The sequence below is a fragment of the Streptomyces sp. NPDC046925 genome (genome assembly GCF_040644915.1).
In the GTDB taxonomy this organism is placed as follows: Bacteria; Actinomycetota; Actinomycetes; order Streptomycetales; family Streptomycetaceae; genus Streptomyces.
In genome coordinates this window covers 24,427-40,047 of record NZ_JBEYWZ010000023.1, presented here as the reverse complement: position 1 = coordinate 40,047, position 15,621 = coordinate 24,427, and the positions used below count along the sequence as shown (strand labels likewise).

The window sequence follows — 15,621 nt, the reverse complement described above, 5'->3', positions numbered from 1 at the left end:
TTCTAAGCGCTTGCTCAGGCTGGCGGGGGGCGCCTCGGACGCTGGGTGCCCCCCGGCAGGGTTACCCCGGCAAGGGGGACGGGTCCGCGTCTGCGGTGTGGTGGATGCGTCGGCGGCGGCGGCGTTTCAGGAGGGCCCAGGGGCCGCGGGGGCCCGTGGGCATGGCCGCGGCCACCTCTGTGCCGCCCTCCGACGCCGCCTGCGCCGCCGCACGGGCCACCGGCAGGAAGCCCTCGCGCCGGGAGACATCGGGGCGCTCCTCCTCCGGCCACAGGCCCAGCGCGGCGCACAGCGTCGGCAGCACCGCCATCGCCGCGGTGGCGTACCCCTCCGCGGAGGGGTGGTAGTTGTCGGGGCCGAACAGCTCCCGCGGGTTCGCGAGGAACTCGGGGCCGAGGAGGTCCCCGAGCGACACCGTCCGTCCGCCCTGTTCGACCACGCCGATCGTCTGCGCGGCGGCCAGCTGCCGCGACACCCTGCGCGCCATCCACCGCAGCGGCTGGTAGACGTTCTCCACCGTCCCCAGGTCGGGACAGGTCCCGACCACCACTTCCGCCCCGGCCGTACGCAGCCTGCGCACCGCCGCCGACAGATGCCGTACGGAACGCGTCGCGGGCATCCGGTGCGTCACGTCGTTCGCGCCGATCATCACGACGCAGACGTCGGGCACCCAGGACGGGGATTCGGACAGGATCAGCGTCGTCTGCCGGTCGAGGTCGTCCGACTGGGCCCCCGGCAACGCCACGTTCCGCAGCTCCACCGGCCGCTCCGCCACGGCGGCGAGCCCCGCCGCGAGCAGCGACGCCGGAGTCTGCCGGGCCCGGTAGACCCCCTGACCCGCGGCGGTCGAGTCGCCGAGCATCGCGAACCGCAGGGGCTCCGCGCTGTCCGCGTACCCCCAGCCGTAGCGTCCGTCCGCCCGCGGCGGCGCCGGATGCTCCCCGCTGTTCCCGACTGTCCGCTTCGCCAGCTGCACCTCGGCGAGTACCACGCCCACGGCCGCCGCCCCGAGCAGCCCGATGCCTCCGCCGCCGTACGCCGCGCCTGCCGCGATCCGCCTCGCCACCCTCGCCCTCGACATGCCCCGCAGCCACCTCCTCGTAGCCAATCCGCCATACATCAACTAATTGCCCCGTTAGGACGGTCGGCCAATCGCATGCGGAGGTGAACGACTGAACGGGACCCTTACGCTGACGACACCCATTCGTCGCACTACATCGCAGCCCGGAGACAACGGTGCAATTCCACGACTCGATGATCAGCCTCGTCGGCAACACCCCGCTGGTGAGGCTCAACAACGTGACCACGGGCATTCAGGCGACCGTCCTGGCCAAGGTCGAGTACTTCAACCCCGGCGGCTCCGTGAAGGACCGCATCGCGCTGCGCATGATCGAGGCCGCCGAGCAGAGCGGTGAACTCAAGCCCGGCGGCACGATCGTCGAACCCACGTCCGGCAACACCGGGGTCGGGCTCGCCATCGTGGCCCAGCAGAAGGGCTACAAGTGCATTTTCGTGTGCCCCGACAAGGTGTCTCTTGACAAGATCAACGTGCTGCGCGCCTACGGCGCCGACGTGGTGGTCTGCCCCACGGCCGTCGATCCCGAGCACCCGGACTCGTACTACAACGTCTCGGACCGCCTGGTGCGCGAGACCCCCGGCGCCTGGAAGCCCGACCAGTACAGCAACCCGAACAACCCCCTTTCGCACTACCACTCCACCGGCCCCGAGCTGTGGGAGCAGACGGAAGGCAAGATCACCCATTTCGTGGCGGGCATCGGGACCGGCGGCACCATCTCCGGGACGGGCGGCTACCTGAAGGAGATCTCGAAGGGGCAGGTCAAGGTCGTCGGCGCCGACCCCGAGGGCTCCGTGTACTCGGGCGGCTCCGGGCGGCCCTACCTCGTCGAGGGCGTCGGCGAGGACTTCTGGCCGACGGCGTACGACCGCAACGTCACGGACGAGATCATCGCGGTGTCCGACAAGGACTCCTTCCAGATGACGCGGCGCCTCGCCAAGGAGGAGGGGCTGCTCGTCGGCGGTTCCTGCGGCATGGCGGTCGTGGCGGCGCTGCGGGTCGCGGAGCGGCTCGGTCCGGACGATGTGGTGGTCGTGCTCCTGCCCGACTCCGGGCGCGGCTACATGAGCAAGATCTTCAGCGACGAGTGGATGAACGACTACGGCTTCCTGGAGCAGGCGGGCGACCAGCCTCGCGTGGGCGACGTACTGAGCCGCAAGGTCGGCGGCCGACTGCCCTCGCTCGTCCACATGCACCCGGAGGAGACGGTCGGCGAGGCCATCGACGTACTGCGTGAGTACGGCGTCTCGCAGATGCCGATCGTCAAGCCGGGCGCGGGCCACCCGGACGTGATGGCGGCCGAGGTCATCGGCTCCGTCGTCGAACGCGAACTCCTGGACGCCCTGTTCACGCAGCGCGCCTCGCTCTCCGACCCGCTGGAGAAGCACATGTCGGACCCGCTGCCGCAGGTCGGCTCCGGTGAGCCCGTCGCCGACCTGATGTCGGTCCTCGGCGGGGCCGACGCGGCGATCGTCCTGGTCGAGGGCAAGCCGACCGGCGTGGTGAGCCGCCAGGACCTGCTTGCCTTCCTGGCCGAGCAGCAGGGCCAGTAGGGCCAGCAGGGCCAGTAGGCGCGAGGGTGTGCCGTGAGCCGTGGTGGTTTCTGGCGGTCCGTGGGGCGAACTTCGCGGAAGTGGTACGAGCGCGACACGTCCGCGCAGCACACGCTTAACACGGCTCGGGCACATTGGTCGTTGTCGGCGTACAGGAACTCCGGAGCGGCTCCCGGACCTCTGAACGCCCGGACGCGGGCCCGGTCCTGACCCGGCCCGCGTCCCCCGCGGGGACCGCCGTCGTCCCGCCCCCTGGTTACCCGGGGGTGCGGCGGTCCCCGCGCACGAACTTCGTATACGGGCTCGGCCCCCGGGCCGCGGGGAAGACCGTAAAAGACCCTCAGTACCCCCGGACCAGCGCCGCCGCATGGCTCACCGGGACCGTGTGGGTGACCCAGCCGGTGGGTGTGCGCAGGTGGAGCTGGAAGGCCGTCGGGTCGGGGGCGTAGCCCATGGTGCCCTCCGCGTTCATCGTCAACGAGCTCTGGAGGTACGTCGACGGGGCGGTCGCGAGGGTGGTGCCCGCGTAGGCGCCGGTGATCGGGCGGTGGACGTGGCCCGCGAGGACCCGGACCACCCGGGGGTGGCGGGCCAGAACCCGCGCCAGGGCCTCGCCGTCCGTCAGGCGCATGCCGTCCAGGAACGGGATGCCGATGTCCGCCGGAGGATGGTGCAGGCAGACCAGGGCGGGGATCTCCGGGCGGTCCGTCAGGCGGGCGTCCAGCCAGCCGAGTTGCTCTTCGCCCAGGTGGCCGTGCGGGGCGCCGGGGACCTTCGAGTCCAGGGCGAGCAGCGTCAGGTCCTCGTACTCGACGGCGTAGTGCGTGGAGTGGGTGCCGCCGAGGTGCTCGGTGCCGCCGAACGCCTTGGCCAGAGCCGCCGGGTCGTCGTGGTTGCCCGTCGTCAGGTGCAGCGGCAGCGGGAAGCCCGTGATGAGTTCGCGGAGCTGCTCGTACTCCTCGGGGCGGCCGTGGTCCGTCAGGTCGCCGGTGATCACGACGCAGGCGGGCCGGGGCTCCAGGGCGAGGACGCGGGTGAGCGCGCGGCGCAGGGTGGCCGCCGGTTCGGCTGCCAGCGGGCCGGTGGTCAGGTGCGGGTCACTGAGGTGCGCGACGGAAGTGGTCATGACGGCACGGTCCGCCGCCGGGCGGGGCCCGCGCCACCGGTCCAGCTCAGAGCGGAATCCCCCGGAGCCGGAGCCGGAGCCGCAGCCGCAGCCAGAGCCGCAGCCGTGGGCTCAGTCGTCCCACTCCGACTTGCGGGCCCGGTCCTTGCCGCGGCCGAAGTTCAGGCCGCGCAGCGAATGCACCGCGTTCACGCCGACGATGCCGCCCCAGGTGACGAAGAGGCCGGGCAGGTCCGCGTTGACCACGCCGATCGCGGAGAGCGGCACCGCAAGGATCAGCGAGATGATGCCGAACCCGAAGCGCTCGCCCCAGGAGTCCACGGGATTGTCGGGCGCGCGCGATCCCCGGGCGACGACCATCTGCTGCTCGGCCATGTGCCGGCGCATCCGACGGTCGATGGTGCCGTCCAGGCGCTGCTCGACCTTCCCGAGGAAGGAGTCGACCAGCGCTGACTCATACTCTTCGCCCAGCTCTCTGCGGGCGTGCAGAGTGGCGTCGAGTTCCTTCTTGAGTTCGGCGTCTCGGGCTTCCATAGCTGTTTAAGGTACGCAGCCGGTGCCCGCCTGACAGTGGGGCTATCCCCCCTTTCTCAGCGGGCGCCGGCACCAGCCCCGGCATCAGCCCCGGCCGCCGGCTCCTGGTCCGGCGCGGGGATGTGCGAGGTGTCGCGGCGGGCGAGCAGCCAGTACAGGACCGCCGGGACCACCAGGCCCACGATCCACGAGATGTCCGCGCCGCCCAGCGGCTCCACCAGCGGGCCCGTGTAGAAGTGCGTGACGAGGAAGGGCAGCTGGGCGAGCAGGCCCACTCCGTAGACCGTGAGGGCGTCCCAGCGATAGGCGCCGTAGCGGCCGTCGGGGTCCGAGAGCGCCGGGATGTCGTAGCGCTCCTTGGAGATCAGGTAGTAGTCGACCAGGTTGATCGCCGACCACGGAGTGAAGAACGTCAGCAGGAACAGCAGGAAGTCCTTGAACGACGTCAGGAAGCTGTCCTTGCCGAGCAGCGCAACCACCGTGCCCGCCACCATGATCAGGGCGATGTACGCGGACCTGCCGCGCGGCGAGAGCGTCTTCTGGCCCCGGAAACCGCTGATGCTCGTCACCATCGACATGAAGCCGCCGTAGGTGTTGAGCACGTTGATGGTCAGCTTGCCGAGCGCGATCACGAAGTACAGGAACGAGGCGATCAGGCCCGTCCCGCCCAGGCCGACCACGTACCCGACCTGGTTGTCGAGGAACGCCCCGCCCGCGCTCGCCGCCACGAGCACGCCGAACGTCATCGACCACTGCGAGCCGAGCGCGGAGCCGGACAGGGTCCACCAGAAGGTGGCACGCCCCGACGTCGTACGCGGCAGATAGCGCGAGTAGTCCGCGACGTACGGACCGAAGGCGAGCTGCCAGGACGCCGAGAGGGAGACGGCGAGCAGGAACATCGGCAGGTCGAAGTGCGCGTCGTCCAGGAGCGCCGAGAGGTCCACGCGGTCCAGGAGCCGGATGCCCAGGTAGATGAAGGCGAGCGCGCAGATCACGCTCGCCACCCGGCCCAGGACGTGGATCACGCGGTAGCCGACCGCCGCCACCACCGCGGTGATCACGGCGAAGACGATGATGCCGGTGGTGTCGTTCGTGTGCGTGAGCCGGGCCGTGGCCTGTCCGGCGAGGACGCTGCCGGACGCGAAGAAGCCCACGTACATGAGGATGACGAGCAGCAGCGGTACGACGGCGCCGCGCACCCCGAACTGGGCGCGGGACTGGATCATCTGCGGCAGGCCGAGCTTGGGGCCCTGCGCCGAGTGCAGGGCCATCACCGCGCCGCCGAGCAGATTGCCGAGCAGCAGGCCGGTCACCGACCAGACCACGTCGCCGCCGAAGACGACGGCGAGCGCGCCGGTGACGACCGCGGTGATCTGGAGGTTGGCGCCGAGCCAGAGCGTGAACTGGCTGAACGCGGTGCCGTGCCGTTCGTCGTCGGGGACGACGTCGATGGAGCGCCGCTCCACGAGAGTGTCTGCCATGATCCGGTGAACTCCCTGCTGCCTGGTGCCTGCTGAATGGCCTACTTCTTGCTGATCCCGTGCTCCGCCGCCCAGTCGTTCGCGACGTCCTCGGGGTCCTTCTTGTCCTTGTCCACCAGGCGGTTGAGCTCGGTGAGGTCCTTGGTGGTCAGGGCGTTGCCCAGGCGGGCGAGCGCCTTGCGCACCGTCGAGTCGGCCTTGCGGTCGGCGATGAGCGGCACGATGTGCTGGCCGGGGACGAGGTTCTTGGGGTCGGTGAGCACGACCCACTTCTCGGCGACGATGTCGGTGTCGGTGGTGAAGAGGTTCGCCACGTCGACGTCGCCCTTCTTCAGGGCGCCCTTGACCAGCGGGCCCGAGGAGTCGAGGGACTTGAACTCCTTGAACTCCACGCCGTAGACGTCCTTGAGGCCCACTGAGCCCACCGTGCGCTTCTTGACCTCGGGCGCGGCGCCGATGACGAGCTTGCCGTTGTGCTTGGCGAGGTCCGCGAGGGACTTCAGGCCGTACTTGTCGGCGGTCTCCCGGGTGACGGCGAAGGCGTCGGAGTCCTCGGCCTTTCCGTAGGGGAGGATCTGCAGGCCGCGCGGCAGGACCATGGCGAGGGCGTTTTGCATCTCGCCCTCCTCGGTGGCCTTCGACTTGGCGTCGAGGTAGTGCAGGAGGGCGCCCTGGTACTCGGGCAGGAGGTCGATGTCGCCGCCCTTGAGGGCGGGGATGAGGATCTCGCGGGTGCCGAGGTTGGGGCGGACCTCGGTCTTCACGCCCTCGGCTTCGAGGGCGGCGGCGTAGAGGTAGCCGAGCACCTGGTTCTCGGTGAAGTTGGCGGTGCCGATGGTGACGCCGTTCTTGCTGGAGCCACCGCCCGAGCCGCCCGAGCCGTCGCCGTTGAGGGACGTGATGCCGCCGCTGCAGGCGGCGAGCGCGGGGACGGATGCGGCGGCGAAGAGCCCGCCGAGTGCGGTCCTGCGGTTGATGGAAGCCATCGTGGATTGCTCCTAGGCCGACTTGGCGGGGCGGTGACGGAAGAGGGCGCGCTGGAGTGCGGAGAGCGCGAGATCGAGGACGACGGCGACGACCGCCACGAGGACGGCACCGCCGAGCACCTGCACGAGGTCGCGCTGGGCGAGCCCGTCGAAGACGTACCGGCCGAGTCCGCCGAAGGAGACGTACGCGGCGATGGTGGCGGTGGCGACGACCTGGATGAGCGCGAGCCGGAGCCCGGTCATGATCAGCGGCATGGCGAGCGGCAGTTCGACCTGGAAGAGGACCTGGTGCCAGCGCATGCCCTGGCCGCGCGCCGCGTCCCGCACCTCGGGGTCGACGGCGGTCATGCCCGCGTACGTGTTGGTCACGATGGACGGCACGGCGAGGGCGACGAGCGCGATGTAGACGGGCCACATCGACAGGCCGCTGGCCAGGAAGACGAGGACGACGAGCCCGACCGTGGGCAGGGCGCGCCCGAAGCTGGAGAGGTTGATCGCGACGAAGGCGCCGCGCCCGGTGTGCCCGATGAGCAGGCCGAGCGGCAGCGCGATCGCGGCGGCGATGAGCGTCGCGAGCAGCGAGTACTGGAGGTGTTCGAGGAGGCGGTGTCCGATGCCGTCGGAACCGGCCCACTGCTCGCCGCTGACGAGCCAGGCGCCGAGGTTCTTGAAGAGTTCGTACATGTCACGCGCTCCTCTTGCGGCGGGTCCAGGGCGTCAGGACGTACTGGAGGGTGACGAGCAGCGCGTCCGCGACGAGCGCGAGGAGCAGGGTCAGGACGACGCCGACGATGACGGGTGTGGGGAAGTTGCGCTGGAACCCGTCGGTGAAGAGCTGGCCGAGCCCGCCGTCGCCGATGTACGTCGCCACGGAGACCAAGGAGATCGCCATGACCGTCGCGATCCGTACGCCCGCCATGATCACGGGGAGCGCGAGGGGGAGTTCGACGGTGAGGAGGGTGCGCAGGGGGCGGGTGCCCATGGCCTTCGCGGCTTCCTTGGTCTTCGCCGGGACGGAGTCCAGGCCCTCGACGGTGTTCCGCAGGAGCACGACGAGGGTGTAGATCGTCAGGCCGATGACGGTGGTGGTGCGGGTGAGTCCGCTGACCGGCAGGAGCAGCACGAAGATCGCGATGGACGGGATGGTGAACAGGACGTTCGACAGGCCGAGGAGCAGCCCGCGCAGGGGGCGCACGCGGTGGGCGACGACGGCCAGGGGGAGCGAGATGAGCAGGCCGAGCAGTACGGCGGTGAGGGCGGCCTGGAGGTGGGAGACGGTGAGGGAGGTGAGGTCGTCGGTGTGGTCGGATATCCACGACCAGTCGACGGTCATACGTCGGCCTTGCTGGTGTCCACGGAGCCCGCGTCCACGGCGCCCGCGTCCACGGTGCTCGGCTCAGCGGCGCTCGCGTCGGTGTGTACCTGCCCCGCGTGCTCGTGGATGTCGTCGCGGGACGTGACGCCGGTCAGGATGCCCTCCGCGTCGACGCGGGCGACCAGGCCGCTGGGGGCGGCTATGGACTCGTTGAGCGCCGACAGGAGTGAGTCCGTGTCGCGCAGGGGGCGTACGGGGACGTCCGGGGCTGTCCCGTCCACGTGCCGCCACGCGACCGGCGCGCCCGCGGAGTCGAGCCGCAGCGTCCACGCGCCGCCCTCCGGGGCCGGGGCCTTGGGGACCTCGGCCAGGGTCGTCAGGGAGAGCAGCTTCAGGCCGCGCTCGGCGCCCAGGAAGTCCGCGACGAAGTCGTCCGCCGGGCGGGCCAGGAGCTCCGCGGGGCTCGCGCACTGGACGAGGTGGCCGCCGGTGCGGAAGACGGCTATGCGGTCGCCGAGCCGTACCGCCTCGTCGATGTCGTGCGTGACGAAGGCGATGGTCTTGTTCAGCTCCCGCTGGAGGCGCAGGAGTTCGTCCTGGAGCTGGGTGCGGACCACGGGGTCGACCGCGCCGAACGGCTCGTCCATCAAGAGCACCGGCGGGTCGGCGGCGAGCGCACGCGCCACGCCGACCCGCTGCTGCTGGCCGCCCGAGAGCTGGTGCGGGTAGCGCTTCCCGGCGTCGGCGGCGAGGCCGACCGTCTCCAGGAGCTCCGCCGCCCGCGCCCGCGCCTTCTTGCGGCCCCAGCCGAGCAGCAGCGGCACGGTCGCGATGTTGTCCAGGACCGTGCGGTGCGGGAAGAGCCCGGACTGCTGGATCACGTAACCGATGGAGCGGCGCAGGTCGGCGGCGTCCTGCTCCAGGACGTCCTTGCCGCCCACCCTGATCGTCCCGGAGGTCGGGTCGACCATCCGGTTGATCATGCGGAGCGTCGTCGTCTTGCCGCAACCGGAAGATCCGACGAGGACGGTCACGCCTCCCTCCGGCATCTCAAGGGTCAGGTCGTGGACCGCGGTTGTGCCGTTCGGGAAGCGCTTGTGGACCGTATCGAATTGGATCATGAGGAGTCCCTTGCCCGGCTGTATATCGTCATGCAGAGTTCTTGGTGACTGAATAGATTGTCAATAGTTAGTCGGTGCCCAGGCGTAAATCGCGGGTGACAAGTAGTCGCAGGGCAAGACGAAGCGTCCGTTTGAGGAGGAAATTCGAGTGATGTCGTCTCATATCGCGGACAGGGCGACCGGCGACAGTGGCTCGGTCGTCGTCCTGGACGGACGCGGACTGATGGTCGCAGATGTCGTACGTATGGCCGAATCCACCGCCAGGCCCGTTCCCGGCACGGACGGCATGAAGCGCGTGGAGAGCTCCTGGAACGCCGCCCGCGAGATCGCCTCCTGGGGCCGCGTCTACGGCCGCTCCACCGGCGTCGGCGCCAACCGGAACGAGTCCGTACCGACCGAGGCGGCCGCCGACCACGGCCTGCGCCTGCTGCGCAGCCACGCCGGAGCGATCGGCGACGAGCTCCCGGCCAGGCAGGTGCGCGCGATGCTCGCGGTCCGCGCCAACCAGCTGCTCGCGGGCGGCGCGGGCCTGCGCCCCACCGTCGTCACGGCGCTCTGCGACGCCCTGACGACGGGCGCGTACCCGAAGGTCAACGAATTCGGCTCGGTCGGCACCGGCGACATCGCCGCGCTCGCGCAGATGGGCCTCGCCCTCGCGGGCGAGCACCCCTGGCAGGGCGCCGGACTCGCCCCCGAACCCCAGCCCCTCGACAACAACGACGCCCTCGCCCTGATCAGCAGCAACGCCCTCACCCTCGGCCAGTCCGCGCTCGCCCTGCACGAACTGCGCGGCCTCGTCGCGGCCACCCAGCTGGTGGCGGCGCTGACCCTGATGGCGGTCGACGGCTCGTACGAGGCGTACGCGCTGCCCGTGCACGAGGCGCGGCGCCACGCGGGTTCGTACGCCGTCGCCGAACGCATGCGGCAGATCCTCGGCGCGGCCGACCGCCCCACACCGCCGCTCGGCCGCATCCAGGACCCGTACGGCCTGCGCTGCGTGCCGCAGATCCACGGACCCGCGCACGACGCGGCGGACGCCCTCGAAGACGTCCTGACGGTCGAGATCAACGCGGCGGCCGAGAACCCGCTGATCTCGGCGGACGACATGGCCGCCTACCACCACGGCGGCTTCTACCTGGCCCAACTCGCCCTCTCGCTCGACCACTTCAGGCTCGCGGTGACCCAGGCGGCGCGCCTGTCGACGTCCCGCCTCTCGACCCTGAACGAACCGGGCTTCACGCGCCTGCGCCCCTTCCTCGCCGACGGTGAGGCGGCGTCGTCGGGCGTGATGATCCTGGAGTACGCGGCCGGGGCGGCACTCGGTGATCTGCGGGCCTTCTCCGCGCCGGCCTCGCTCGGCCACGCGGTGCTCTCGCGCGGCGTGGAGGAGCAGGCCAGCTTCGCCTCCCTCGCGGCGCGGCAGACACTCCGGGCGTGCGACGCCTACCGCCTGGTGGTCGGCTGTGAACTGGTCGCCGCGATAAGGGCGTTGCGGCAGCGGGACATGCGCCTTGACCCGGATCTTCCCGTCGGGCGGGCCTTCGATCTGGCGGACTCGGTGCTCGCCCCGGACCTTGCCGACCGGCCGTTGACGGATGATGTGACGGTGGCGGCCGGGCTGCTCGACCGGTTCACGGAGCTGTGTCTTGATCTCGGGTCCGGGAACGGAACGGCCCACGAGGGCTCGGGTGTTGTGAGGGGAACGGCATGAGTGACAGTCCTGCGGCGCGGCTGCAAGTGCTCTTCGAGGGGCACCGGCTCACGCCCACCCAGCGGCGCATCGCGCACTGCATGGTGCGGCGGGCGGCGGACGTCCCCTTCCTCTCCAGCGTCGAACTGGCGGAACTCGCCGGGGTGAGCCAGCCCTCGGTGACGCGGTTCGCCGTGGCGCTCGGCTTCGACGGGTATCCGGCGCTGCGCAAACACCTGCGGGAACTCGCGCCCGCCGAGGCGGCGGGGGAGGCCTCCCTCAACGAATACCAGCAGGCGGTGGAGGCGGAGATCGCGAACCTCCGGCATCTGGCGGAGGTCCTCGCCGACCCGGCGCCGGTGGAGCGCGCGGGGCGGCTCCTGGCCTCCTCCCGCCCCCTCCCCGTCCTCGGGCTGCGGGCCGCCGCGTCCCAGGCGTACGGCTTCTCGTACTTCGCGGCCAAGGTCCACCCCGACGTACGCCTCCTCGACGAGGGCGGCACGATGCTGGCCGACCGGATCGACGGGGCGGTACGGGCGGGGGCCTCGGCGCTGCTGTGCTTCGCGCTGCCGCGGCATCCGCGGGAGGTGGTGGACGCGCTCGCCTACGCGCAGGCGGCGGGGCTCTCCGTGGTCACGGTGGCCGACTCGGCGTTCGCCCCCGTGGCGGCACACTCCGACCTCCTCCTCCCGGCGGCGGTCGGCACAGGGCTCGCCTTCGACACGGCGTGCGCGCCGATGCTGCTCGGCCGTGTCCTCCTGGAGGCCATGTGCGACGGACTCCCGGACGCGCAGGCGCGGTTGGAGGAGTTCGACGCGGGGGCGGCGGCGCGGGGGCTTTTCGTGGAGTAGTGCGGGGGCTCTTCGTGGAGTAGCGCGGACGCAGGGCGGGCCGGACCCGAAGGCCCGGCCCGCCCCGCTCCGTGTGCTCAGACGTCTCCGTGTGCTCAGACGTCGAGATTGGCCTCGATCCGTTTGAGCTGATGCCGGGCCATGGCCAGATTGGCCCGGTCCTTGTCGAGGGCCACGTAGAGGAAGAGCCCGTTGTTGTTGCGCCCCTTGATCAGCCGGATCAGGTGGTACTGGCTGCTGAGCGAGATCAGGATGTCCTCGATGTCGTCCTTGAGGTTGAGCATCTCCATCGTGCGCAGCTTGGCGCGCACCACGTCGGTGTTGCCGGCCGCGGCGACGGACAGGTCCAGATCCTTTCCGCCGCCGATGGTGCCCAGGGCCATGCCGCTCGTGTAGTCGACGAGGGCGGCGCCGATCACTCCCTCGATCGAGGTGGTGACTTCCTTGAGCGATGTCTCAGTGTTGGCCATGATTTTCGCACTTCCTTTCCGTCTGCTGGGTGTCCGCGGTGACGAGGACGATGAGGGTGTGGTGGGGGACATGGTTCAGATTTCCTCCGCTCGTTCGACGGCGGCGTCGACCAGCTCCCCGATGACCGCACTGGATCGGCGGCCCTCCAGATGGAGCCGGCCCACGTTGACGCGGGGCTCGGCGAGCAGGGTGAGTACGGCGGAGGAACCGGCGGTGTACGTAGCCACGTAGCCGTCCTCGCCGCGGATGAGGAGTTCGCGGAAGCCGCCCTGATGCGTGGCGTCGGACAGCCGCAGGGCGACCCCGAGCGCCGCCGCGGTGAGGGCGCAGACGCCCTCCGCCTCGACGTCCGTGGCGTCCTGCGCGAGCAGGAGCCCGTCGACGCTTGCCGTCAGGGCGCCCCTGAGCTGAGGAATCCTGGTCCGCAGCCGTTTCAGTTCCACGAGTACGTCGGCTTCGGCAGCCATCAGCTCTCTCCTCCCGGCGCGCCTCCAGGGCGCGAAGAACTTCATGGGCATCGGGACCAAGTCCGCTGACGCGTACGGAGATTCACAGGCTCGCCTCCAGTGCGTCACGGACCCGGCGCAGCAGGGCGATGTCCGGCTCGGGCTGGTCCTCGGGGAAGGGGACGGGGAGTATCGGCAGGGCGGCCGGGTCCTCCGTTCGCGGGGGTTCCACGAGCCCGGCCGCGGCGAGCCGCCTGACCTCGATCAGGGTGTGGAACGTGGGGCGGCCGAGGGCCCAGGCGATGGCCGTCGGCGTGCGGACACCGTCGGCGAGGCGCAGCAGCGCGTCCTGGCGTCCGGTGAGTTTCTGGCCGGGCGCGGGCTGGCGCGGCACGACGGGGGACGTGTCGAGCTCCGGGCAGGGCCAGACGCTGTCCAGGAGGGCCCGGCGCCGCCGGGTCTCGCGCTCCACGGTCTCGGCCGCCACCGGGCGCACCCGGCCGAGCCAGTGCGCGACGCCGTAACGGAACCGGGTGGGGCCGCTCGCCGGGCCGAGGACGAAGAACGCGGCGTCGAACAGCGCCCCGATATGGCACATCTCCAGCTCGCCCGCGGTTATTCGGCCGCTGTCGACCAGGTGCCGGCCCACCTCGTGCCGGGTCCCGGCGAGGGAGAGTGCCTCCTGCCAGCCCTGCCGGGGCAGCGCGCCGCCCGCCGTGAGCAGGACGTCTATGCCCGGCGCCGCGGGGCTCTCCGCGTGCACGATGCGGCCGTCGACGAGGTACAGGGTGCCCTGGTCGCGCAGGAGGGCGCCGGTCGCCTCCTCGGCGGCCAGGCGCATCAGCATGGGTGAGATGGCGGATGCGGTGATGCGCATGGTGTTCACACCAGGACCAGACGTTCGGAGAGGTCCCGTAGTCGTAGGCGTGCCATGGCCAGATTGCCGGTGTGCCGGTCCAGCCACAGGTAGAGGAAGACGCTGCTGTCGAAGGTCGTCTCGACGAAGCGGATCAGATGGAATCCGGTCCGCGTGGTGACCATGAGGTCCTCCACGGGGAGTTCCTTGCGGTCCGTGCCGCCGCGCGCGGGTTCCAGCGGGTCGTCTTTGGGCGCGAACGCCTGGTACTCGGCCGCCGACCGCGCCACCTCGGCGGTTTCCGCCGCGGTCGCCTCGTGGTCGCCGCCCGGGGGATCGCCGACCGAACCGAGGGCGAGCCCACTGGTCCAGTCGACGATCGCTGCTCCGCGCGCACCGGGCAGTGTCATGGCTTCGAGCAGACACTCGTCGATTCCGGGCACGCGGCTCCCCTTCCCCAGGGTTGAACCGGGTGGCCCCTACCACCCGACCGGGAGCTGAGCGCTGCCCGGTGTGAGGAAGGTAGGCGGAAGACGTGGAGTTTCCACGGGAATCGGCACTTTCCAGGGGAACATGCCCGACCTCGACGGGATCGGAGCGAGGAGAGGCCGGGCCAGGCCCGAGCCTGACCGAAAGTAGCGACCTAGCGACCGCTTCGTCCCCGCGTCACTCCTCGCCGCGCGCCTTCAGGACCACCTTGTTCACGGCCCAGAGTCCGATGCCGACGGCGATCAGCACCCCGGCCCGGATGTAGACCTCCGCCGGGCGGTCCGCGAGGGGGCTCGCGAGGACGAGGGCGGTGATGGCGCCGAGCACCGGCAGGATCGTGGGCGCCCGGAAGTGCTTGTGCTCCACGGGGTCACGGCGCAGCACCAGGACCGCCACGTTGACCACCCCGAACACGCACAGGAGCAGGAACGCGGTCGTGTCGCCGAGCCCCTCGATCTCGCCGGTGGACACCAGGCCGATCGCGAGCAGCGAGACGAAGACGATGCCGACCACCGGTGTGCGGCGGCGGGAGAGGACCCGGCCCATCGCGCGCGGCAGGATGCGTTCGTTGGCCATGCCGTAACAGAGCCGGGAGGCCATCATGATGTTGATCAGCGCCGAGTTGGTGACCGCGAACAGGGCGATCAGGGCGAAGAGTTTGTGCGGGAAGTCGATGCCGCCCGCCTTCACGACCTCCAGGAGCGGGCCGCTCGACCCTTCGAGCACCTTGTAGTCGACGAGCAGCGACGACACGAGCGCCACCAGGACATAGATCGTGCCCGTCACCGCGACACCGATGAAGATCGCCCGCGGGAACGTGCGCGTCGGGTCCTTCGTCTCCTCGGCCATGTTCACCGAGTCCTCGAAGCCGACGAACGCGAAGAAGCCGAGCGCGGTCGCGCCCAGGACGCCCGTCATCAGGGCATAGGCCGTGCCGCCCCCCGCCTCGAACTCCGTCAGACGGGACGCCTCACCGTCCCCGCTCAGGACCGCGTACGCCCCGATCGCCAGGATGATGGCCAGGCCCGACAGCTCGACGAGGGTGAGGACCACGTTCGTCTTCACCGACTCCGAGACGCCCCGCAGGTTCAGTGCCGCAAGCGCGAGGATGAAGAGGATCGCGACCAGCGTCGGCGGCAGCGCGTCGTTCGTCAGCTCTCCGAGATAGTCGCCGCTGAAGGCGCGGGCGGCGGCGCTCGCCGACGACAGGCCCGAGCACATCACCATGAAGGCGATGATGAAGGTGAAGAACGGGACCTTGAAGGCCTTCTGCGTGTAGAGGGCGGCGCCCGCGGCCTTCGGATACTTGCCGACCAGCTCGACGTACGAGGCCGCCGTCAGGAGCGCCACGAGGAAGCCGATCGCGAACGGCAGCCACAGCGCGCCGCCGACCTTTCCCGCGACCTTGCCGGTGGTGGCGTAGATCCCGGTGCCGAGGATGTCGCCGATCACGAAGAGGATCAGGAGCTTGGGGCCGATCGCGCGGTTCAGCGCGGGTTCTTCGGCGGGCTGTCGGGCGTCGGTGGTGGCTTTGGACGTCGTCACAGGATCATCTCCCCCGAGGGTGTGCCTGGAGGGAGGGTCTGCCCCGGAACACCCGTGGCATGCGGGAGTTGAGGAACGTCAG

16 protein-coding genes are annotated in these 15,621 nt (G+C 70.6%); 3 read left to right on the top strand and 13 right to left on the bottom strand.

The features are described from left to right. Window positions 1-61 precede the first annotated feature (61 nt). Window positions 62-1,081 (bottom strand): SGNH/GDSL hydrolase family protein, encoded by a 1,020-nt coding sequence (locus ABZ906_RS44900; RefSeq protein ID WP_361199179.1) that lies wholly within the window; start codon window positions 1,079-1,081, stop codon window positions 62-64. A gap of 155 nt (window positions 1,082-1,236) precedes the next feature. Here ABZ906_RS44900 and ABZ906_RS44895 point away from each other — a divergent pair, with 155 nt between their 5' ends. Next, window positions 1,237-2,628 carry a cystathionine beta-synthase gene (locus ABZ906_RS44895; protein ID WP_361199182.1) on the top strand — a complete coding sequence of 464 codons (1,392 nt, stop codon included), beginning with the start codon at window positions 1,237-1,239 and terminating at the stop codon, window positions 2,626-2,628. A 340-nt stretch (window positions 2,629-2,968) separates the two neighbouring features. Here the strand turns inward: ABZ906_RS44895 and ABZ906_RS44890 are convergent, their stop codons facing one another. From ABZ906_RS44890 to ABZ906_RS44860, 7 genes are all read right to left on the bottom strand, one after another. Continuing rightward, window positions 2,969-3,754, bottom strand: a complete 786-nt coding sequence (locus ABZ906_RS44890) for a phosphodiesterase (protein ID WP_361199185.1) — start codon at window positions 3,752-3,754, stop codon at window positions 2,969-2,971. Window positions 3,755-3,865: 111 nt separating this feature from the next. Continuing rightward, window positions 3,866-4,288: a hypothetical protein gene (locus ABZ906_RS44885; protein ID WP_361199188.1), complete on the bottom strand. Its 423-nt coding sequence runs from the start codon at window positions 4,286-4,288 to the stop codon at window positions 3,866-3,868. Window positions 4,289-4,344: 56 nt separating this feature from the next. After that, on the bottom strand, window positions 4,345-5,769 hold the full coding sequence (locus tag ABZ906_RS44880) for a cytosine permease (RefSeq protein WP_361393015.1): 1,425 nt from the start codon (window positions 5,767-5,769) through the stop codon (window positions 4,345-4,347). Window positions 5,770-5,810: 41 nt separating this feature from the next. Next, the gene (locus ABZ906_RS44875; protein WP_361393044.1) at window positions 5,811-6,746 is read right to left on the bottom strand and encodes an ABC transporter substrate-binding protein; all 936 of its coding nucleotides are present in this window, start codon (window positions 6,744-6,746) and stop codon (window positions 5,811-5,813) included. 21 nt (window positions 6,747-6,767) lie between these two features. Beyond that, window positions 6,768-7,439: an ABC transporter permease gene (locus ABZ906_RS44870; protein WP_361199194.1), complete on the bottom strand. Its 672-nt coding sequence runs from the start codon at window positions 7,437-7,439 to the stop codon at window positions 6,768-6,770. A 1-nt stretch (window position 7,440) separates the two neighbouring features. Further along, window positions 7,441-8,088: an ABC transporter permease gene (locus tag ABZ906_RS44865; protein ID WP_361199197.1), complete on the bottom strand. Its 648-nt coding sequence runs from the start codon at window positions 8,086-8,088 to the stop codon at window positions 7,441-7,443. Beyond that, window positions 8,085-9,191, bottom strand: coding sequence for an ATP-binding cassette domain-containing protein (locus ABZ906_RS44860; protein WP_361393013.1), 1,107 nt, complete (start codon window positions 9,189-9,191; stop codon window positions 8,085-8,087). Before ABZ906_RS44860 ends, ABZ906_RS44865 begins: the two co-directional genes overlap by 4 nt. Window positions 9,192-9,342: 151 nt before the next feature. Here ABZ906_RS44860 and ABZ906_RS44855 point away from each other — a divergent pair, with 151 nt between their 5' ends. Beyond that, the gene (locus ABZ906_RS44855) at window positions 9,343-10,902 is read left to right on the top strand and encodes an aromatic amino acid ammonia-lyase (protein ID WP_361393011.1); all 1,560 of its coding nucleotides are present in this window, start codon (window positions 9,343-9,345) and stop codon (window positions 10,900-10,902) included. Then, window positions 10,899-11,732, top strand: a complete 834-nt coding sequence (locus ABZ906_RS44850; protein ID WP_361199205.1) for a MurR/RpiR family transcriptional regulator — start codon at window positions 10,899-10,901, stop codon at window positions 11,730-11,732. The genes ABZ906_RS44855 and ABZ906_RS44850 overlap by 4 nt, the downstream gene beginning before the upstream one ends. Window positions 11,733-11,827: 95 nt before the next feature. On the opposite strand, the gene ABZ906_RS44845 is transcribed toward ABZ906_RS44850, so the two are convergent. The 5 genes from ABZ906_RS44845 to ABZ906_RS44825 form a co-directional block, all read right to left on the bottom strand. Further along, complete coding sequence (locus ABZ906_RS44845) at window positions 11,828-12,202, bottom strand: hypothetical protein (RefSeq protein ID WP_361199208.1); 375 nt, start codon at window positions 12,200-12,202, stop codon at window positions 11,828-11,830. Window positions 12,203-12,277: 75 nt separating this feature from the next. Beyond that, window positions 12,278-12,670 (bottom strand): roadblock/LC7 domain-containing protein, encoded by a 393-nt coding sequence (locus ABZ906_RS44840; RefSeq protein ID WP_361199211.1) that lies wholly within the window; start codon window positions 12,668-12,670, stop codon window positions 12,278-12,280. Window positions 12,671-12,752: 82 nt separating this feature from the next. Then, window positions 12,753-13,526 (bottom strand): transcriptional regulator, encoded by a 774-nt coding sequence (locus ABZ906_RS44835; protein WP_361393009.1) that lies wholly within the window; start codon window positions 13,524-13,526, stop codon window positions 12,753-12,755. A 5-nt stretch (window positions 13,527-13,531) separates the two neighbouring features. Beyond that, window positions 13,532-13,948: a hypothetical protein gene (locus ABZ906_RS44830; protein ID WP_361393007.1), complete on the bottom strand. Its 417-nt coding sequence runs from the start codon at window positions 13,946-13,948 to the stop codon at window positions 13,532-13,534. A gap of 223 nt (window positions 13,949-14,171) precedes the next feature. After that, the gene (locus tag ABZ906_RS44825; protein ID WP_361393005.1) at window positions 14,172-15,539 is read right to left on the bottom strand and encodes an APC family permease; all 1,368 of its coding nucleotides are present in this window, start codon (window positions 15,537-15,539) and stop codon (window positions 14,172-14,174) included. Between the last annotated feature and the right edge of the window lie 82 nt (window positions 15,540-15,621).